This window comes from Amycolatopsis coloradensis (genome assembly GCF_037997115.1).
Lineage (GTDB): Bacteria > Actinomycetota > Actinomycetes > Mycobacteriales > Pseudonocardiaceae > Amycolatopsis > Amycolatopsis coloradensis_A.
The window spans coordinates 3,900,297-3,923,645 of record NZ_CP150484.1; the positions used below are offsets into that span (position 1 = coordinate 3,900,297).

At 68.3% G+C, this 23,349-nt stretch carries 1 protein-coding gene (cut by a window edge); it reads left to right on the forward strand.

Features of this window, described 5'->3' with window-relative positions:
- A protein-coding gene (locus tag LCL61_RS18395; protein ID WP_425342053.1) for a hypothetical protein crosses the window boundary here: on the forward strand, positions 1–23,349 show its 5' portion. 10,806 nt of this gene lie beyond the right edge of the window; 23,349 of the gene's 34,155 nt are visible here — the first part of the coding sequence; its start codon is at positions 1–3; the stop codon falls past the right edge of the window.

A 23,349-nucleotide genomic window follows, 5' to 3' on the forward strand; every position in this document is an offset into this window, starting at 1 on the left:
GTGACAGCCGGCGTCTTGTGGCTTCAGCGGCAAGGCCGGACTCTGTTCGCGCTGATGGAACAGGGTTTGCGAGCGGCCCTGATCGAGCGTGGTGTCGATCCGGAGCTGCTGCGATTCGACTTCGATCATATCGAGGACGCGGCGCGGGGAAACAGTTCTTCCAGTATCGAGATCGTCGTGCAAGAGACGTCGAAGCAGCCGATCGAGGCTTATCGCGCCGCCCGGAGTTTGGACCTGTTCTTCTTGCCACGTGACAAGGTTCTGCCGTGGGTTCATCGGCGTCGCCTGCGCTGGATGGTGGAGGGGCTGGCTCGCCGGGTGGCCGGCGACAGCGGCGACCAGAGCCGTCTGACGCTCTACCTGCGCAGTACGAAGGGCATGCTCCAAGACCGGAAGGACACGGTCACCTCCGAGGTGAACGCGGCGGTCCGGCAGGCGCTTCCCGGGGCCGCCGCCGACCAGATCAAGACCTTCATCGATCAGCGCATCGAGTTCGTGCAGGAGGTATCCCTCAAGAGCACCGCGCTTTTCGCGAGGTTGACCGAACCCGGCCTTGTTCCTGCTCCCGCGTCCACCGCACTCTCGGCCGGAGGCTTGGTCGCCTTGCCCGCCGCTACCGCTGTCGACCGGCCCAGTTGGGGGGCCGACGCCTATAACCAAATCGTGGACGATTGGTGGGCGGGTCTTCCGGCGGTCGGTGAAATACGGTGGTCGTCGGAGGATGAGTGGAAGCTTGGCGCGTTGGTGGACCGGATCGCGCGGACCTCGGCGGAGCTGGAGCGTGACGGCCGCGAGCCGGCGGATGTGCGGTTGCATCTGACGGACACTCCGGCACGGCGGGCGCGGCTCGGTCCCAGGTTGTTCGAGTCGCTGGCGAGGCGTCTGCGTGAAGCCATGCGGGCTCAGGGAATGGATGTGGACGCGGAGCGGTTCCCCTTCGATCGCTTGCAGAGCAGCGTACCCAAGGACGCGATGCCCAGCATCGCGATAACGGTGCACCTGTCACCGAACAGGCCGGCGTCGAACTACCGGGCGGCACGAAAGCTCCAGGTTCCCTTCTTCGCGCACAGCGCCGATATCTCACAGGCGTCGAGGCGTCGGCTGAGGTGGCTGGTGGAGGGCTTCGCCGCGCGGGTGAGGGACAACGCCGATCCGGGGAAGCCGTCCAGATTGCTCATCGAGCTGCGTTGCACGGAGAAGGGGAGCGAGGAGCGGGTCTCCACGATCACGGCCGTGGTGAACGAGGCCGTGCGGGCGGCGCTACCGGACGCGTCCGACGAGATGATCAAGCGATTCATCGAGGGCCACATCGGACTCGCTCGGAGTACGTGGCGGAAGAGCCCGATGTTCCTCCTGGACATCGAGGGCCCGGAGCACGCCTTGGATGACAGTGGGGACCGGCAACTCGCGCGTTCCTCGAGCGGTGAGACTCGCGTGTCCGGCGCGGAGTCCGCCACCCGCCCGGCGGAACATCCGCCGTCGACGGAAACGGTGTCCGGACAGCCGATGCGGGACTGGGAGCCCGCACTGCTCGAAGAGCATATGGACTTCGAGCACACGCACGTCGGGCAGAGGGAAGAACCTGGGCAGGACGTTTCGGCAGAGCAGGTCCATGAGGACTTCGGTGCGGCGGAATCGTCGAGGAACGCGCCGGTACCGCCGGGCACCGAGGGTGCGGTTCGTTTCGGAGAGCCGATTCCTGACGATCCTGATATGGCGTTGTCGGTGGAGGGAAGCGAATCGTCCGAAAACGACGTACCCGTGATCCCGCTGCCCGCATCCGCGAGGCCGCTCCTGCACAACACCCGCCTGGGCATCGAAACCTTGGAGAACGCGCCGCTGGTGGGTCGTTGGGCCGTACCGGCGGACAGAAACAACCCGATGTCGTTGTCGGAAGCGGATCAAGCCTCCTTGGCACACTTGGCCGAGAACCTCGTTGGTGAGCTGTCACTCCTGCCGGGACAGGAGCCCTGGGACGTCAGGCTGCATGTGCACGACACCGTCTACTGGCTCAAGAACCACGCCGAGGCGTTGTTCGACCTGATGGATCGGTCGTTGCGTACCGCCCTGCTCGATCGTGGGGTCGATCCGGAGCTGCTTCGGTTCGAATTCGATCGCGTCGAGCACACCGTCATCCCAAAGCCTCGTCGCGGTTTGTCGATCACGGTGCACCGGACGCCGAACCGGTCCGTGCAGTCCTATCGGGACGCTTCCAGTCTCGCCCTCTCCTTCCTCCCTCGCGGCAAGGCGCTCTTCGCCGTCGAGAGCCGCCGGCTGCGATGGATGGTGAGTGGCCTGGTCCAACGAGTGACCGAGAACGGCACTGATCCGAGCCGTCTTGTGCTGGAGCTGCGAAGTACCACCACCGCGCGGGCCCATCTGGCGGGAACGGTCGCGGACGAGGTGAACGCCGCGGTGTGGTCCTCGCTTCCGGAGGCCACCGCGGAGACGGTCAAGAAGTTCATCGAAGAGCGCATCGAATACCTGCAAGGTCCGTCGAGGGCACACACGGTGGTGTTCGCGGACCTCATCGACGCCGGTACCACCGAGGCGCCACCACCGGCGCCGGCACCGATGGTCGGGCTCGTCGCGTTGCCCGCCGAGGCCGGCGCTCCCCGCGAGCAGGCCGGGTCGAGCGCGCCGGACGCGGTGGTGGAAACACGATGGCGGGCCGAACTTCCGGCGACGGGGGAGCCGCGGCTGTCGCCCGAGGACGAGGCGTCGCTGGCCGTGTTGACGGATCGGATCGCGCGGAACGCGGCGGAGCTGGAGCGGAACGGTCGTGAGCCGGCGGACGTGCGGTTGAACCTGGCCGACACCGCCGAGCGCCGGGCGCGGTTCGGTCCGTCGTTGTTCGGGTTGCTGGAGGGGCGTCTTCGGGAGGCCATGCGGGCTCATGGCGTGGACGCGGACGCGGCCAGGTTCACCTTTGATCGGCTGCATGGCGGTGTGCCGAAGAATGGGACGCCTGGTGTCGAGGTGACGGTGCATCGGTCGCCGAACCGGCCGGTGCGTGGTTACCAGGCGGCGCGAAGTCTTCGAGTCCCCTTCCTTGCCCGCGACAGCGCTTTTTCGCGAGCCGCGCTGCGCCGGTTGGAATGGCTGATCGAGGGGCTGGCCGAGCGGGTGCGGGACAACGCCGATCCGGTGCGGCGGCCCCGCCTGATCCTGGACCTTCGTAGCACGGAGCACTGGATCACTGTTCGAAAGGCCACGGTCACGGTCGCGGTCAACGCGGCGGTGCGAGCGGCATTGCCGGACGCGCCTGAAGAGGCGATCAAGCAGTTCGTCGAAGAACACATAACTTTTCGACAGGAGGTCTCACCGAGCTATGGCTGGCTCTACTCGGAGATCGAAGGGCCGGAACACGCTCTGGATTCAGTGGCCGCCCGGCCCGAGCCACCTGAGGCGCCGCTGCCTGAGCCGCCCGATGCGGGCCGAGACGAGTCTCTGATCGCGCTGCCGTTGGCTCCGGTACCGCCATCGCGTGATTCGGCGGCGGGCGGCGCGGCAGCAGCGGACGCGCCCGAGGAACGGAGCTGGTCCGCGAAGGTGACGAAGACTGATCCGCCAGGGCTGTCGCCGGAGGATCAGGCCTCGTTGACCGAACTCGCGGACAGCGTCGCCCGCGAGACAGCGGCTTCGGCAAGGCGCGAGCCCCCTGATGTGAGGTTGCACGTGTTCGACACGTCGCAGCGACGCCGGCGCTTCGCAACGGCGCTGTTCGACATGCTCGAAGAGAAGCTGTCGTCGCTCCTGGAGCAGCGTGGTGTGGCTCGCGATGCGCTGCGGTTCGCGGTCGATCGCATCGAGCACGAGTTGCGTGAGGGGGAGTCTCCCTGGGTGCGGTTCGCGGTGCATCGATCTCCACATCGGACGGTGCGGAGTTATCAGGCCTCGCGGAGGCTGGATCTGCCCTTCCCGCCCCGCAGTAGCGGGTTGTCGCAGGCTTCGCGGCGCCGGCTGGGGTGGTTGGTGGAGGGGCTGGCCGAGCGGGCGCGTGACAACGCCCAACCGGACGACCGGCCTCGGCTGGTACTCGATCTGCGGTCTTCGGAGACGGTGCTCCCGCGACGGTTGAACGCGATCACGATCGAGATGAACGCGGCGGTGCGGGCGGTGCTGCCGGATGCGACCTGGGAGGAAGCCGAACAGTTCATCAAGGACCATGTCGGACTCCGCCAGACCATCGGGCCCAACAATCCGATGCTGCGCATGGAGATCACGGGACCTGATCACTTTCTCGACTCGGAGCGGGAAAGTACTTCGGAGCAGGGCGCACCCGTGGAGCACGATGGCTCCGCGTCCAGGACCGGCCTCGTTCCGTTGCCCGCCGCGACCGCCGACGCGCCGATACGATCCGCGGCGGCCCAAAAAGCCGCGACGGGCGCCGCGGTCGAGGCGGCGTGGCGAGGCACGCTGTCCGGCGACTCCTTGGTGTTGTCGCCGGAGACCGAAGCCGAGCTGAACGCGCTGCTGGATCACATCGCACGGAACGCCGCGGAGTTGACGCGACTCGGACTCGAGCCACTGGACATCAGGTTGCAGGTGATGGATACGCCCGTGCGTCTGAAGCAGCGGGCTCCTGAGTTGTTCGATTCGCTCGAAGAGCGGGTACGGGCCGCGTTGCGGGACCGGGGAGCCGCCCTCGAAGAGTCACAGCTTCCCTTCGACCGTATGCAGCACACCATCAGCGAAGGACAGCCGGCACGCGTCGGCGTGTCCGTGTATCGATCGCCGAACCGATCTCGGCGGGCTTATCGCGCCGAGAGGGAACTCGTCCTCGCTTTCCTTCCCCGCAGTGACCGTCTTCCGCAGGTCTCGTTACGGCGGCTGGGGTGGTTGATGGAAGGCCTGGTCGAGCGGGTGCGGGACGCCGGTGACTCCGGGCAGCGGGTGCGATTGAACCTGGAGTTGCACGCGGGGAACCGCTTCCCGCAAGCCCGGGAGTTCGCGGTGCTGAGGGCGGTGAACGCGGCCGTGCGGGCAGCGATGCCCTCGGCCCAGGAAGAGGAGATCCAACGATTCATCGAAGGCCACCTCGCATTCCGGCAGAACTCGCAGGAATCGAAGGCCACGGTGCTGTACCTCGATGTCGAGGGTCCGGAACACATCCTCGACCAGACATCGGCCGAGTCAGGACACGAGCTTTCCTGGCCTACGCTTCCCTGGCTTTTGAAGAAATTGTCAGAAGACAAGTCGAAGCTGGCGTTCGACGGTGACTTCAGCGTGGCGAACGAGCGATCCGTGAAAATGTTCGCCGACGACGAGGACAAGCTGATCGCGCTCGGAATGTCGTTGGGGCAGCGCATTCTGGCGCAGCCGCAGGGTACGGAATACCCGGATGTGCGGATTCTTTCGGAGATCAGGGTCAAACCGGGTGACGTGGTGGTCCGGCAGGCAATGCGGGACTACCTCACCAATCTGCTGAATGCCGGAATGCGGGGTGCGGGCATGGTCGAGTCCGCGGTCCAGAAGCTCGATATAACGTGGTCGTGGCGTAATGGTGGCCGGGGTTTCGATGGTCATACCGCCGTGCGGGTTCATCTCACGCCCGGTAAGACTCCGGAGCAGTACCGGCAATCCCGGGTGTTCACCAGCCCGCTCCACAGATCACAGATCCAGATTCCGGTGGCTGTGGAAAATCGGCTGACCTGGGTGGTGGAGGGCTTCTTCGACCGGTTCGCCGCCGCTTCGGGTGCCCGGCCGGGCCTGCACATCGACATCACCGGAAGTTCGAAAGTGGGCCCGGATCGGCAGACCCGGGTGGAGGAGCTGGTCCGTGAGGCGTTACTGAGCCGCCGGGAGAGAAGCTCGGGGCGGTGGGGGCTGCCGTCGGTCGACGAGATCATGCGTGAGCATGTGCGGATCTTTTGGGACGCGGAACTGCAATTGCCCGGCAAGATGGGTTTGTCGGTCCGGGAATCGGTGCCGGGGGAAGACGGCGTGCCAGAGGCTTCGCCGGAGGTCGCGGTAGTCGAGAGCCCCGCGCCTGCGGGTGGTGTCGCTCCGGAGGCGGTGGTTTCGGGTTCGTCGCCTGATTCTCCGGAAACCGACGGTGGTGTGCCGCCCGAAACGCGTGCCGAGTGGGAGTCGCAGATGGCGCGCGCCCGTGAGGCGTCGCGGGCGGCCAGGGAGGGCGAGGAGCCCGACGGGAGGCGGGTGCCTGACCCGGCCGAGGAGGCCTCGGGAGAGAGGCTGCCCGAGTCGTCGGCTCAGTGGTCGTGGGAAGAACAGGAGACGGCTTGGGGCACCGGTGTCGAGCCGTTCGGTGGCATGCGGGAGTGGGGTGCGGAGCCGTTCGGCGATATGCGGGAGTGGGGTGTGGAGCCGTTCGGTGGCATGCAGGAGTGGGGTGCGGAGCCGAATAACGGGTCGTGGGCCGGTGGGTTCGATCCGGAGATTTTCACGTCGATGGGGTTCGATCCCGCGGACTTCGCCGGTTTGGCCGAGGTGTTCGGATTCCCCTCCGGTGAGGTGGCGTCGGGTGTGGGTTCGGTGGGGGATCCGGTGTTGTTGTCGGATGTGGTGGGGGTTGGGTTGGAGGAGGTGGAGTTTGTTGCGTTGAGGGATGGTGGGGGGCGTGAGGTGGGGGTGTTTTTTCCGTTGGTTGTGGGTGAGGTTGAGGTGGTGCGGTCGGCGTTTGTGGCGGGTGCTGGTGGGGTGGGTGTGTATTCGGTGGTGGGTCATGGTGGGGATGGTGGTTTTTCGGTTCGGCGTAGGTCGGATGGTGTGGTGGTGAAGTTGGATGGGGCTGGGGTTTATCGGTTGTTGAGTAGTCGGGTGTTGCCGGGTGGTGGTGGGTGGCGGGTTGTGCCGGAGTTGGTGGTGCTGAGTTGCCGGGTGGATGATCCGGTGGCGGGTGGGTTGCTCGGCAGGGTGCGGGAGCTGGCGCGGCAGGATGGCTACCGCGGCACTGTGCGGGGGCCTGCCACCCCGGTGGAGATCCGGCGGGATGGCACGGTCCGCGTTCCCGACGGTAGTTCGCCTTCTCCGGATGCGGTCGTCCTTTCCCGCGAAACCGCCCTGCCGGAAATCGATCAGGACGCTCGGATGTTCACCGAGGAGGTGCTGGCCGCGATCGACGGCAGGCCGACTCCTGAGGACGGTTCAGAGGCGGAAAGAAGCTCGTTCGCCGAGTCCGAACGTGTGTCCGATGAAGCGCCGAAACTGCCCGAGATCGAACGTGAAGCAGCCCGTTTCATCGAAGAGCTTTTCGACGAAATCGACGAGCACGTTTCCACCGCGACGCCGCCGACGCAGCTTCGCCGGAACAGCTGGGTTTCGGTCCAGTCCGCGCATTCGGATTACGTCAGTGAGCGGACACTTCAAGCCCAGTACGGGATTCCGCGACAGGATCAGCGTCGTTTCCAGAAGATGGCAGACCGGTTCGGCGTGGTGTTCGACGTCCGGCCCGCCAACCCCGCCTCGGTCGAGTGGCGGGCCCGGGGAGCGGTGCCCAAGCCCGTGGAGATCAAGGCCAAGACGCTCAACGAGCTGGACGTTCCGCTGGGAATGCCGCGCGAGCAGATCGGCCTGGTGGCCTACTTCGAGCCGAGGCGGCCGGATGTCGCCAAGATGCCGGAGGAGCTCCGTGAACGGGTGATGAAGCGGTACGAGGACCGTGCGACGGAGTACGCGCAATTGGCCGAGTCCATGCGCGGGCTGGAGGAGTCCGGCCGTTTCCGGGTGATCGACGGCATCGTCCAGGAACGCGGGGAGTCCGGTTACCGCGATGTCACCGGCGACAACGACCTCTACGACATCCGGCTCCCCGAGGACGGGGCGAGCCTGCATGACACCGACTACGACCGGATGGTGTACCTGCTCACCGGCCGGGAGATGGGAGTCGAGCACGGCGCGCTCAAGTACTGGAAACCGGAGACGGACTTCCAGCGCAAAATCCGTGACGACATCGACGAACAGCATCGGACCGTGCCGCTCATCCGCTTCGGGCCGGGCCTGCGCCCCACCCTGATCCACCTGGGCGACAACCAAGACGAACGGCGGCCTTCCGTCGCTCCTGTCGCGGCTCCCGCGCCGCAGCCGAACCTCACTTTCGGCTACCAGCCCGAGCCTGTCGGAGCGAAGCATTTCGAATCCCTCCGGCCGCTTCAGGCCGAGCAGCGGACCGACGATGCCTTCCCTGCCTTCGGCCGTCCTGAGAGCGGGACCAAGGCGGCGTACCGGCCGCCCCTGCGGATCGCGAAGGACAGGACGCTGGGCATCAACGGCGCCCGGTCCGTGGACGACGGTGGAGGCGTTGTCGGGGCGAGGGAGTTCTTCGCGACCGAGGAGGTGCTGGAGCAGGCTCGTGAAACGTTGCGCCGCACCGGCTCCGACATCGAACTCGAGGTGCGGGATTCCCGGATCGTACTCGACGACCAGGGCCGGGATCAGGTGCTGCATCGGGTGGTTCCCCGGATGCCCAGGCAGCTCACCGATGTCTCCCGTGATTTCGCCGGGATCGTCCACGGAGCCATACCGGACACGCTGTTGTTCGACGGTTCGGGAGAACGACCGGCGACGGCTCGGGTCAACGCGGGGAACGACACGGAGGTGACAGGCGCCTTCCACCTCGCCGAAGGACTGGCCGAGATCGTCGAGCACGGCGCTCCCTCCACTGTGGACGCGAGCAGAGCCGTGGAGATCGCCGGACGGGACCAGCGCGACATCGGCGGGATCCCGGGGCGCCCGCTTCCCGGGCATCGTTATGGGCAGATGCTGAACCATGCCCCGGAGATGCGGAAACAACGGGTGCGGCTCGACGAAGCCGCCCAGCGGATGGGGGTGAACCAGTTCGCGTGGGCCAAGCCCGGGCAAATGTACGTGCTGTCCTCGATCCCGGGGGAGGGCGCCGACGGGCGTCCTGACTACACGAACATGGCCCGGGCCGGTACGCGTGACAACACCGGGAACCGGTTCGCCACCGTGATCGCGGAAAGCGCCGATGGCCGGACGCAGGTGACCTTGGAGAACCACTCGCACACCGCGGAAGAGGAAGCCGCCGTACGAGCGGCGATCGAGCGCAATCTGCTGCACCACAACGTGGAACTCGAGAACCTCGCGGCGGATCTGGCGCGCCGGGTGGAGCGGGCGAGGAGCGGCGGTCACGTAGCGGAAACGGCTCGGCTGGAACATCACCGCGAACTCGCGGAAGCACTTCACGGCATCGCGAAAACCGGATACGACGGCGCCACGGCATCGGCCCGGCGGCGGGCTTGGCTGGCGATGGCCGACGAACTCGGCATCCTGCCGGGACCTGAGCGCTGGTTCTTCCGGATGTACACCCGGGAACCGGGCGAGACCTTCTTCGAGCAGCAGGCGCTGTTGTACGCGTCCGACGGCACAGCCGCGAGCGTCAATCCCTTGGTGACAGTCGCGCTGGGGGGAGTCAGCGAGATACCGCCGGTGAAGGTGCGCTTCAAGCCAGGCACGTCGACCGCGGGCAAGCGTGCTCTCACCGGTGCCCGCGTGCTCGCTCGAGACGTCGCTCGCGCGTCCGTGCTCCGGAAGGACCTTGGGCTGGGCGGGGTCAAGGTGACCATCACCGGGTACGGAAGCGGTCGTTCCCGGCTCCCCGGAATGTCCGACACGACCGCCCGGAAACGAGCCGGCCGGGTGCGGGATCAGATCCGCGAGACTCTGGCCGAAGAACTCGCCCTGCTCCAAGAGGACAACCAGACCGTCCGAGCGGAAGACGTGGAACTCCACATCGAAACCGGCGGAATACCGGAGGGACATGCTCCGGGCGACGGTCACTGGGCGATCGTCGAGGTCACCCTCGACGACGGTCAGAACACCCCGGAGCGTCAAGCCGCCGCGGGCTACGATCGGGTGATCCACGGGCTGCCCGAACTCGAGCTCTCCCGGCCCGAGCTGCGGGCCAAGATCGCCGAATACACCGCGCTGGCAGGCGAAGGCAAACTGGAATACCACGCCCTGCCACACGGCACGAGGACACGGCTGATCGCGATCGAGCGTTCACTCGACGCGTTGCCCGAGGCCAGCCGGGCACAGGTCCGCTCCTTCGTCAACGAGGCCTTGCTGGCCGCTTCCCTGGTACCCACTCAGGAACAGCCCCACCGTCCGAAGCGTTCCCATGGCGGTTCGGAGGTGGACCGGCGGGCCGTCCAGCCGGTGCCGCCCGCACGACTCTCGAACCTGCTCGACGTGCTGAGAGCGGAAATCTCGGGTGGCGCGGATCCGTTCACGTCAGGCACTTCGCCGCTGCTGAGCCTGGCCATCCCGGCGGACGCCGGCCTGCCGGTGCGTCTGGCCATGCTCGGCTTGGCGAACCTCGGGACGACCGCCCGGAGGGCACTGCTCGCCGATCCGTTGTTCAGTGCACTGCTGAACAACGCGGCGGCGCTGACGGAAGCGTTGTTCGCCGCCACCGGCCATGAGGAGCAGTACTTCCTCAACACCGCCGCTCCGGCCGCGATCGACATGCGCGTCCGCGGCATGGTGCCGACGGTGGCGGGGCTGCTGAGGGTGGGCCGTGCGGTGGCCGACGCCACCGAAGACGCTCTCGCCATGACGAGCGTGGAACGCCGGTCGAGGCCCGATCGGCCCTTCGGCCGGACCCACGAGGAGATGGTGCGGAAGCGGGTCGCCGACGCGCGATCCGAGTTCTCCGCGCTCGAAAGCCGGGCACTGCGTCTGGTGAACGCGGTACAGGACGCCGGTACCGTGCGCCGGGAATGGCGAGCGCTGACCGCCCGCTGGGCCCGCACCATGCAGAAACTCGCCGCCGCCGAGCCGGACGTCGATCAGGTTCCGGTGCTCACCAGGAAGACACTGGGTGAGAACCGGTTGAGCGGCGTCCTGGTGTCGCCGCTGCTCGTGGACCGGGGAAGCCGCCGCCGCAACCGGGTCGATCACGAGTCCTACGTGGCGATGATGGGCAACCAGTTCGCGCCGGAAGCCGATGGAACCCCCTTCGGTTCCAGCATGCTGAGCGAGGAAACGCGGCCGGATCCTTCCCTGGCGGAGGCATTGCGAACCACGGACGACCTCGTTTCCTTCTGGAGGCACGTGTCGGCTCGCGGTGGTGCCATGGTGTCCGCTCCGGGCCACTCTGTCCATGTTCAGGCCACCACGGCGGATGGCCGGCGGGTGTTCGTGCTGCACGATCCGAGGACCTCGTACCCTGCTTTGCTCACCCTGGACGAGTTCGGCGAATGGGCGACTCTCGGGAACGTCCGTGCGAACGCGAAGTTCTTCACGCCGCTGGACGACGACGCGCCGGCAGCCGAGGTGAACCCGGGTTCGAGCGAGGACGCCGGTTTCGCCGAGCACGAGACCACTCCCTCGAAATCCGCGCACTCGGACCGGAGTGACCACGTTCCGCCCGTGGGGCAGGCACGGGGCCGGAGCCGGGCGAGTATCGCTCCGTCGAGCCGGGAGATCTCGCCGTTCGACACGCGCCGCACGGCGAGCGAGGCCAGGACCAGTGGCAAGCAGACGCCGAGCCTCGAGTCGTCGCGCAGCCGTGAGAGGTTGCGTAGCCGGAGTCCGGAGTTGACCAGGCGCACCGGGCGAATCGCCTCGCCCGCAGGGCGGTTCGGCCCGAACGACACCTACCTTCAGGTGCCAGTGCACCGCTCGTCCGGCGGCTTCGCCGGCGCGTTCTTCCCGACGCACGACACCCCGCTCGAGACGTTCGCGCACTGGCGTTCCGTCTTCGACGTCACGCACGGTCTGCACCTGCCCGAGACGATCCAGGAGGTGCCGGAGGACGCGGAGAACCTCCCCCGGGTGCGGGTCGACGCCGCACCCGCCGACACACCCGCGGTCAGGACTCGTTCCGGGAGCGGGTCGCTCACCGACGAACCTGCCCCCTCGTCTTCGCCAGCCCCGTTCCCCGGTGTCGACGTGTCCGACACGGGTTCCTTGTCGGTGGCTTCGCGTTCGGGTGTGCAGGTGGGGACCGGCTTCGTTCTTCCTGATCCTGATGACGCCGTGTCCGATGGGGACGGTGGACGACCGGAGCAGGCGGATATGGCGTTGGCGGTGTGGGCCGAGGTGTTGTCGGAGATTTCGGGCCGGGTCGCCGAGCGGGAAGAGGGTTTGGTGCCGTCGGTGGTGCCGGCGGAGCTGGCGCGGGCCGAGGCTGAGGGGCTGGTGGGTGAACCGGCGCCGGCGTTGCCGGGTGTCGACGAGGACACGGTTCGGTTCTTGCACGACGGCCTGGTGGCGATGGTGGCCGATTTGATCGCCGAGGGTGCGGTCGCGGAGGTGGCGTGGGAGCACGCGGATGTGGTGCGTCTGCGGGGTGATCTGGAGGGTTTGCGGGGTCCAGAGGGGGAGGTGGCCCGCACGCCGGGAGCGGCCATTCCGGAGCCCTCACCGGAAGCCGGTGCCGAACCGAGCTCGGATGCCGAGCGGGCGTTGGAGAACTGGCTGGGGCCGATCATGGAGGCGTCGGCGCGGGTGGAGGAGTGGGAGGAAGGTTCGCCGGAGTCGGCGGGTGCGGTGTCGCGCGCCCGAGGGCAGGCCGAGGCGTTGGCCCGGGGGTTGCCTTCCGCCGTGGAGGGTGCGGACGAGGAGGCGCGGCAGCTTCTGCACGACGGTCTGGTGTCGATGCTGACCGAGGCGATCGTGGCGGGTACCGACCAGCGTTTGGCGTGGCACAGTCCGGTGGTCGCGGGGTTGCGCGCGGAACTGGAGGCGTTGCGTGGTCCGGCGGAGGAGGCGCACTACACGGTGACCGCGGTGCAGATTCTCGGGCCGGTCCGTTCCGTGGCGGCGGTGACGGAGGTGAGTCCGCCCGAGTCCGGGCCGGTGGGGCGGGCGGGCGAACCGGCACCGGTGGAGGCCCGGTCGCGGGCCGAGCGGGTGTGGGAGCGGTGGGCGGAGCGGGTGGAGGGGGCCGCGGAGCGGGTGCGGGAGCGGGAGCGGGAGCGGGCCGAGGCGCGGACGGTGGAGGCGGCCCGGCGGGTGGTCGAGTCCTTGCTGGGTGGGCTGCCCAGGGCGGCCGAGGGCGCGGACACCCCTGCCCGGCAGCTGATCCACGACGGACTCGCGACTCTGTTGACGGACCTGGTCTCCGCCGGGGCGTCTCTGCGCGAGGCGTGGGACGACCCGGCTGTCGTGCCGCTGCGTGAGAGCGCCGAGGCGCTGCGGGACCTGCCCGGCGCACGCTCGCATTACACCGGTGTGCCGCTGGAACTCATCCGGCTGCAGGCCACTCTCCCGCCCACCGCGCCCCCACGCGCCGGACCCGTCGTGGACGACGCGTTCGACGGCGACTCGTTCGCCGACGAGGACTTCGCGGACGATCCGTTCGCGGACGAGCCCTGGAGCGGCGGGACGTGGAGGGGTGGGGTGGGTTCGCCGTTGTCGCCGGTGCAGACCGAGAGTCCGCGCGGGGACCGCTACACGACCGGGGATGCGGACGAGTCGGTAAGTGACAGCGAGAGCGTCTACGCGAGCGCGTATCCGGTGGACCGGGCCGACGGCATGCACAGGGGAGATGTCCAGGGGCCGGCCGGGTGGGTGGAGGAACCGCTCGCCGGGGACCTGCCTGCCGAGCCGGGGCGGTTGTCCGCCGCGGTGGCCGAGTTCGAATCACGGCTGGACGCCGACGTCCGGCAGCCGTCGCCGGAGCTGGCACTCTGGCGTGCGGAGGCGGCGGCGCTGCTCGGTGAGCGCCCCCGGCCCCGTGGGGGCTATGGCCCGAGCGCCAGCGAGCAGCGGCGGTTGTGGGAGGCCATGATCGGCTCGGTGGCCAGGGCGCTGTCGCAGGGCGCGGACGCGGAAGGGATCGCCACTGATCTGCGGGGCGGATTCGAGCGGCTGCGTGAGTTCGACGACCTCGCCGCCTGGGCCGACATCGAGCTGGAGCGAGTGCGGGAGCGGATCGACCAGGCGCGGGAACGTCTGGAGCAGCGGCGGCACGACGAGCCTCCCGCCGGTGACGGACAGGATCGCCGTCAATGGCAGGAACAACTGCACTGGCGGGAACAGTTGCGCCGCCAGGAGGCGGAGGACCTGCTGGGTCCGCTGCCGCCGTCGGTGCCGGGCGGCGTGCCGGAACGGATCCGGGCGGCCTTCCACGAGGGCCTCACGACGATGCTGACCGACCTGCTCCTGCACGGGGAGGACCCTCTCTATGCCTGGACTGAACTGAGCTCCGTGCGGCAGGCGGCCGAAACGGTCCGGCTGAGCAGCCGCCACTTGCGCGACGCCACGCCGGAAACGCCGTTCGGCCGGTTCCCCGAGCCGGGACGCGGCGCCTACAGCGAGGATCTGTACGAAGCCGAGCTGCCGAACTACGACCACGTGCGGGATCCGGACGGCACAAGGCATTCCGACGGCGCACCCGCCTACAGCGAGCACCCGATCGAGGATCAGCCCCCGAGCTACGAGGACAGCCAGGAACCGGTCGACCAGGAGCTGCAACCGGCGCTGCCCCAACAGGTCGCGCAGATGGCGAACCTGCTCGCCCAGATCCCGCGCACCGAGGCCACCGCGCTGCGGACCCGCCTGCTGCCCCTGGTGGTGCCGCCGGAAGGGCTGACACCGGAAGAACTCACGCGCCGGTTCCCGCTGCACGACATCGTCTTGAGCGCACTCGCCTACCACGCCTATCTCGAGGGCGAGAATCCCGGCGCGGCCTGGGAGCGCGGGCAGATGACCGCACTGCTCGACAGGCCCGGCCTCGACGACATCCTGGGACCCGACGCCCGGCGACACGAAGTCCTCGACGACGCCCATCACGCACTGCGGACCATGTTCGCCGTCGCGCGGTCCTACGCCGAGCCGGCCGCGGCCGCGCCGGAACCCGCGCCGGAATCCGGATCCGGGCTCTCCGACGTGGACTTCGTCCCGCTGCGGTCGCGCTCCGGCGCGGTCGTGGGAGTGGGCTTCCCGCACTCGGACCACGAACGGGGAGTGCTCCTGGAAGCGTTCCGGAACCGCCCCGAGACCGGGGACGAGTTCACCGTTCCGCTTCACCACGACCACAACGGCTTCTCGGTCCGGACCGGGAACGGGCGGCTCGTGACCCTCGACGAGCGCGCGGTCGTCCAGCTGCTGTCCAGCATCGCCCTGCCCGGGGAAACGCACTGGCGGCAGCACTCCTCCCTGGTCTTCCTCAGCTGCCGGGTGAGCAGCCCTCACCACGGCAACCGGGTGATCACCCTGACCGAACTGCTTCGCGACACGGGGTTCCGGGGCGGTGTCACCGGCTTCGACACCCGAGTCGAAGTCAGACGCGACGGGACCGTACGGCCACTGGCCGATGGCGCCGAACCGGAAGAAGGAGCCGTGGTCTTCGCCACGCCCCACAACGCTTCCGCAGGGGCGCTCGGGATGGGCAGCACCCTGTCGGTGAACACCGGATCCGGCCCTGGCGGCTCTTTCGGCAGCTCTTGGAGCGACGACAGTTCGATCGCCTCCGATGAGGACTCGGACGCGCTCAGTATCGACTCGGACGCCGCCAGCGAGTACTCGCACTCCTCCAGCGAGAGCTCGTTCGCCGTGGACGAAGCGCGACGCGAAGAAGTCAAGGCGGAACTGTCCGGACACCTGACGTTCACCGTGGAGGCCGACACGCCGGCGTCGGCCGATGTCGACGATCGGCCGGCTTTGCGGCGGCTCGCGAACGCTCTGCTGGAGGCTCACACGTTTCAGCGAGCCGATGGTCTGTCCGTGCGTGTCGAGATCACGGGCACTCCGAGAGACACACGGATCTTCGCGGACCTGCTGCGGACGGAACTGGGGGAGGATCCGGCGCAACCGATGCCGGAGATCGCGCTCCGCACGGTGACCGCCGAGACGGTCACCGTCGAGGTCACCTTGGGCGAAGTCCCCGAGGGGTCTTCGTACGAACCGACCACGAACTCGTCCGGTGGCATCAGCTTCGATTCCGGTCGCGAATCGGTGGATTCCTCCTGGGAGGCCCTCCACGCCGGCATGCCGTCCCTGCCTGTCCTGAAGCGGCCCTTTTACGTCTACGTGACCGGCCGTATGGGCAAGTTCGTGGTGGACGGCGTACGGATCGACGGTGCCACGCTGGCCCGGCACGTCCGGAACTCGCCGATGTTCCGGTTGCACGCGGCCGACGACCCCTCGGTCCCGGTCGTCCTGATCGGCGCGGATCCGACGCGGCCGGACTTGACTTTCGCCGCCGCACAGGAATTCGCCAAGGCCCTGCGCGGCGACGGGCCATACCGGTCGGTGGCCGCGGCGAACGACCTGGTGGAATCGGACGCCGCGGGGACGACCGTCGTGAGAGACGGCGGAATCTTCGGCAACGTGGCGGAAATTCTGCCGGACGACGTGCAGTGGGCGCCGCTCACCGACGTCGACGGCCGGCAGTTCGGCATGGGCTTCGTGCACGGCACGAGCTACATCAGCAATTTTTCCGCGCAACTGGAGAACACCACCGACCACAGCCTGCGGTCGGTGATCGAAACCTCTGTCGATCAGAACGGGAAGAGGCACGATGAGCCGGCCACCCAGGCATGGGCCGATGCCACGGACGGTGCGCGGAGGAGGCCGGTGGCGCTGCATCTGGACGGCGAAATGGGCCGCTTCAAAATACCGTTGAGCAACGAAACCGCTGTGTTCAACACCCCCGAGGCCACCGCGGAGCTGATCGCGAAGGCCGGCATCTTCCAGGCCGCGACCGCGGGTGCCGTTCGCCCGCCGTTGCTGGTGTTCACCTATTCCAATGGCACCAGTGAAATCACGACGAGCGACGCGAACCGGCGACTGCTGAGCAAGTTGCGCGCGTTGACCGGGCATTGGCAGAGCTACGAGTACGCCGGCTTTTACCGCTTCAGCGACGCCGCCATGCTGCAGGTGCCGCGTGGCGCGGAATTCAGGAAGGGACCTCCGCCCTCGCTGGCGGAGATCGCGCACGTGGCTTCGGACGAAGTGTTCGGCTTCCCGGTTTCCGGCGGAACCCGCGCCCCCGCGGACGAGCAAGCGGTGCTGGACGAGTTCCGTGAAGCTGTCAGGGCGGGCACCGCGGACCTGGCAGGCCCTTGGGGATCGAAGGAACCTCTGGTCGTCTCGGTGCACTCCCCGGACGGGAAGTTCGCGCGCATCGAAACGCGAGACGGTGCTGTGCTCGAGCTCAACGGGCAGGAACTGGGTGAGATGCTGCTCGCCGACCCGGATTTCGTGTGGCAGCTCAGGAGCGAACCGGAGCGGCCGGTGCTGCTGGTGGCGCGCCACGGCGGAAGCCGGGTGAACTTCGGCCGGCTGGGCTTCGATTTCGCCGGAGCCTTGCGGGCGCACCGGTTCTACCCTGACGTTTATTCCACGCCTGGAGAGGCGAGAATCGAAGCGAACCGGATCGTCACCAGCGGAGAGCCGGGCTTCGTGAAGGTCTCGGAGCTGCGCGCCGGTGACTTGAAGACCGACCTGTTGCACAACGATGACGGCGAGCCGGTGGCGCTGTTCGTGCGGTACCCGGGGGACGAAGCCGATTTCGCCCGAGCCGAGGCTTGGGCGAAGAACGTCACTGCCGGCACCCTGGAGACCTACTGGTCCGATACCGCCGCCGGCCGGGTGAACGTGCCCTGGGACGCCGGTGTTCTGCCGATGTTCCTACTCCACGGCGGTGGGAAGCGCGGTTCCCGAACCGTCCGGAATGACGGAGCGGCGGTGGAACTCACGCAGGCGGAACTGGGCCGGATCGTGCGGAACGACGCGGGCTTGCGCAAGGCGCTCAACCGGAGCAAGCGCCGTCCTTGGACGCGGCCCTTGGTGTTCGCCGCGCTGGACGGGGAAACCAGGGGAGTGGAGGAATTCGCCCAGACGCTGGCCGCCGGAGGTTATTCGCGCCTCATCCATCACCCGGCGGGCAGAGTGAAGCTCTTCGAGAGCGGAGGCTTCGCCACGAGCGGGATGGGGCTGAAAACACAACCCGTTCCGTCCACTGTGGAGGAGCGGTTCATCAGCCATGCGATGGCCAATGATGCCCTCGGTGTCCACGGCGAGTTCTTTCCCCTGACCGAAAACGACGCCCAGCACATGTTCCTTGCCGCGCGCAACAACGATCCGGCGGGGCTGCGCTACTACTTTCGCGAAGTGGCCGATGCGGCGACAGGCAGCGGGACCAAGTTTTATGAACCAGTCCTCTCGCCTTGGGCCGACAGCACGGTCCCGGTGTGGTTCTTGGACGGGCACGGCAGCACCGAGGGTCTCGCCTTCGGGATGGGGACGGACCGGCCCCTGCAGTTCGGTGACACGGTGGTGCGCGATGGCGGCGATGCGGCACGGGTGATCTTCGGCAGCAAGGTGTTCCAAGACGCGGGCTTCGACCCCACGGTCCGGGTCGTCCTCGGTCACTGCAAGTCGATGGTGACCGTGAACGCCACCACGATGACGCCGGCGGAGGAGCTCAAGTTCGCCCGTCAGTGGCTCACGGAGGGGACGGGCCAGGTATTCGGTGCGACCGAGATCGTCCGCGTGAGCACTCACCAGGGTTTTCGGGCGGTCGTCGGGGGGACCGGCGAGTTCGTCGAGGCACTTCCTGCGGGGCGGCGAGTCCCGTCGATCCCGCTCGCCGACCTGGCGGCGAACCGGATCGACCCCGTCGAGGTGACCTTCCCCACCGCGGCCGCCTCCATACCGAAGTCCTCGGAAGCGCTGGTGCGTGAGGTGGCGCGAAAAGTCGCGAGAGCGGCGGCGTGGCGGCTGCGCAACACCGTGGGCCTGCCGCGGGTCACCATCACGGGCTGGGGCAAAGCAGGCATCCTGGGCGCCAAACCCGCACGCAAGCGGGGGCTGGAGCGGGCGGAAGCCCTGAGCAAGCTGTTCCACGTGGAGCTTCGTGCCGAGTCCGGGATGCTGCGTTCGCTGGGCCTGGCGATCCGGCCAGAGGACGTGCTGGTGGAGGTCATCGGTTCGGAGACGACGTCCGGCACGGGACCGACCGGCAGGATCGACATCACGTTGCCGTGGCACGACCTCGGCGAGGAGGCTGCTCGCCCGGTCTCAGACACCTTCGTGGACGCCGACGTGCCCGCGCTCAACAAGGCCTTCGCCCTGCTCGCCCCGGATCACGCGACGAAGGCGGCCTCGAACACCACTGCCGCATCAGACGCCGGTCCGGCGACGGACCTGCTTGCCCGTGCCCTGCCCGAAGGTGGTTCGGCGCTTTCCCGGCCCTCGCCGGACCTGGACGCCGCCGTGCCTGCCGGTCCGATCGTTTATCTTCCGTCGCACCCCGCCGCTTCGGGCGGGGTGCTCCTGTCGGCGAACGCCGCGGAGGCGGGGATTTGGGAACAGGTTTACGCCTCTTTGCCGGTGGGCCAGGACATCGGGGCCAGGCCGTTCTACGTTTTCGCGACCGCGCACCGGCAGGGGTTCGTCGTCGACGGCGAGGTGTTCGACGGTGCGTCGCTGGTCACGCTCGTCCGGAACGCCGGCAGTTACCAGGACATGCTCGTGACCGACCCGGACGCCGAAATCGTGCTCGTCGTCTCCGGCACGATGGAACCCGCCACGTTGTGGTTCGAAGCCGGCCGGTTCGCCGAACTGATGAACAGCGAAGAGACCTATTGGCTCGTTTCGGCGGTTTACGGCATGCCCGTCACTGATCAGAACGGCGTTCCGCACCTGCCCTTTCTGTCCGAGCGGGTGGTCGTCTCCTCGCCCCGTTCGCGCTTGCGCGCCAAACCGCTCATCGACGCCTACGGCAGGGAGAGCGGCGCGGCGTTCTTCCTCGACGAGCACCAGGCGGCCGCCGTCTCCAAGACCATGAGGCTGGCCACCGACGTCTCCTCCCGGGCCGTGGGGCGGCTCGGATTCGACGCCTCCGGCAAGCCGATGATCGTCGAAGAGATCCAAGAGTGGGCACCGGCGACCACCGGTGATCGCACCCGGCCGCGTTTCCTGTTCCTGGAGAACGGTGAAGTGGGGAGCCCGGCCTTTTCGGTCAAGGACACACAGGGGCACGGATCGCTGCTCGGCCCGGTCGAGATGGCGCATTCGGTGGCGGCCGGCGGATTCTTCTCGCAGGCGGCAGGAGGCGTGCGCCCGCAGCTCGTGCTGTTCACGGTGGCACGGGCACCGTCGGCCGCTGATCAGCTCAACCAGCGTTTCCTGGCGGCGTTGCGCCGGCTCGCCGGACCCCTGCACGCCTTCACCACGTCGGGCCCCTTCTCGACCGTCGGGTTCGGCGCGTACATCCATGCCATGGGATCAGGCTTCGCTTCCCATCCTCTTCGCGCCTCGGACGTCCGCATCGAGCAGTACGGGCCGGTGTTCACCTTCCCGAACGATGCGAACCCCGGACAGGCCGAGGCCTTACGGGCGTTCGCGGCGGGGCTGCAGGCGGGGACGACTCCGGGTACCGGGCCATGGGGCGACCGGGTGCCGGTGTTCGTCCTCCCCGACGCGTACGCGAAGTACGCCAAAATCGGCACGATCGACGGGATGCTCAGTGAGGTCGGCGGTGCCTCGGCGGCGGACATCCTGCTTGAGCTGCCCGGGTTCCGCGAGCTCCTGCAGGATCCTAAGCGACCGGTCGTTCTGCTCGGGTACGGCACCGGACGCCGGGTCAACCACGGTGGCTTCGGCTACGACTTCGCCGGTGCACTGAGGAAACGGAAGCTCTTCAACGATGTCTTCGCCCCGGTCTCCGCGGTAGCGGTGGACGCGGATGGACTGCACCTGCCCGCCGACGGCGGGTTCACCCGCGTCTCCACCCTGCGTGCCGGCGATGTGCGGGTCTCCACGCTCGCCGGTGCGGACGGCATGAACTTCTTGAGGGTCGTTCACTGGGGGACCGACCAGGCCGCCATGGAGCGGCTCGCGGCGTGGGCGAGGAACACGACGGCGGCGAACCTCCGTCTGGTCGGCCCCGATGGCAACCCGATACCTCTTCCGTGGGCTGGGGGCGAGCCGCCGGTGGTAGTGGTGGCCGCGCGAAACCCGCAGGCCGGGTATCTCTTCGTCCGCGCGGACGGGGAGCCCGTGGTACTGCCTGCGGGCGCACTGGCCCGCGCGCTGCGCGACGATCGCGAATTGCGGGCCATGCTCGGCAGGGAGGCCGGTCCTTCGGGAGGAAAGCGCCCGGTGCTGCTGATCGATCAGGGCACGGATCGTGCGGATCTCATCGCGTTCGCAGACGGGATGGTGCCCGGCGGCTACCGGCGGGCCTTCTACCGGATCACCGGACCGATCTCGCTCACCTCCGCCGGGCGGCTCCGCGTCGACGGGGAGATTCAGACGTACCTGCCGGAGATCCCCGACCCCCCGGCTTTCGCCAGCCACCCGCTGACCAATTCCCGTCGGGGCACGTTCGGTGAGTACTTCCCCAGCCTGACCTTCGACGCGGCGACGATGGAACGGGTCGGCTTGTACAGCCAGACCCCCGAGGTGCACGACCACTACACCAGGATCACCGCACGGGTCGACCAGACCGGTTCGGTTCAGCAGCACCACAAGCGCTTTCGCTCTCCCTGGATCGGACGCCGTACGTGGACCTCGATCGGACATGGCACCGCGCTCGGCTTCAGCGTGGCGCTGAAGACCGATTTCGAGTTCGTGCTCGGTGATGTGCTCATGATCGCCGGCGACCGCATGGCACGCGTGCTCTACCAGAGCGAGATCTACCGCGCCGGCAACCCGTCCCCGGCGAGCGACCTGGTGTTGTTCCAATGCTCGGTGCACTCCGACGAGGCCGCGCCGGACGGCAGGACGCCCGCGTACTTGCTGAGACTCGCCTGGGAACAGGGCCATGGACCGGTTTCGGTCTTCGCGGGGACCAAGCCCACCGGGCAGCTGCGAGTCGCGGAGCTCTCGGTCCACGGCGGGGATTTCGTCGAGGTATTGCCGCCGGGACAGGTCCCGCCCCCGCCGATCGAGTACCCGGGTCCGGTGCACCCTGGCGAGGGAGGACTGGGGTACGACGCCGGTGGCCGGATCGAGGAATTGCCGGATGACCGTGAGACAGGTGACACCGCGCTGGGCGCGAAGCTCGACCCTCCGGCCACCGACACGCCTCGTTCGGCACCGGTGGAGGCGTTCGCCGACCTGGACCTGACCTCGACTGCCGGGCCCGTCCCGGTCCTCACGGGTCCGGTCTCCGAGCCCGAGTCCTTTGTGGACGTCGAACGGGAACAGCGCGACGCGGTGCACGCCGAACTCGGGCGCCGACGCATCTTCGAGGTTCACGGCCGGCCGCCGCGTCTCGAAGGGCCGGAAGCACGGCGAGAGATGCAGGCCTTGGCGGAATCGCTGAAGGCGGCCACGGGATTCCAGCATGCCGACGGCTTGCCGGTGCCGCGGGTGGAGGTACGGGGGCCGGAGGCCGAGTACGTCGCCGCTCTGCTGCGCGCGGAACTGGGCGAGAACGGACCTGTGCCGCACATCGAAGCCGTGCGTGCCCCGCAGGGCACGGTGACCGTGGACGTGTCGGTGCGAACCGCGCCCGCCGGATCGGTCCACGGGCCGACGACCTCGTCCGTGGGCGCGATCGGTTTCGATTCGGCAGGCACCTCACGCCACGCCCATTGGGAGACCCTCCACCAGGCGATGCCCGCCGAGGAGCCGCGCAAGACGTTCCGGGTGTTCGCCGAGGGAAGGGACGGCGGTTTCCTGCTCGACGGAACCGTGGTCGACGGCACCACCCTCGCCCGGCACGTGCGGAATTCGCCGGAGTTCCGCGCACTCGCGTGGAGCCCGAAGGTACCGGTGACGCTCATCGGCGCGGATCCGGCGAATCCCGAAGCGGCCGAGCGGGCGGCCAGGGAGTTCGCCGAGGCCCTGCGGGGCGAGGGACCGTTCCGTACCGTGCGGGCGGCGTCACACCCGCCGGCCCTCGACGGCGCCGGGCGGGCGGTGCCCGTGTCCGGCGGGAAGGTCTCCTTGGTGGCGGAGATCCGGCCGGACGACGTCGCGTGGATTTCGCTGGAATCCGCGAACGGCCGCCGGATCGGTATGGGTTTCGCGTCGGAGAAGCGCCTGGCGCAGAATCTGCGAAGCCGGGCCTTGCTGGTGAACGATCACACCCAGCGCACCACATTCGAATCATTCGGCTTCGGTGACGACGGCTCTCCCCGGCGGAAGTACACCATGCAGGCGTGGGCTCCGGCGACGGACGGGAGCCGTACCCGCCCGGTCGGGCTCCTGCTCGACGAGCAAGACGGCAGGTTCGACGCACCGCTGACCGACGGCAGTGTGCGGGACTTCGGTCCTGCCCGGATGGCGGAGCTCGTCCACGGCTCTTCGATGTTCGGGCTGATGACCGGGGGGCCGGTCCGGCCTCCCTTGCTCGTGCTCACGGAGAACCCGCGGGTGAAGGACGCCAACCCCAGCGCGAGCAACGCCAGACTGCTGGTGAGATTGCGTGAGCTCGCCGGACCGTGGGAGGCCCACGAC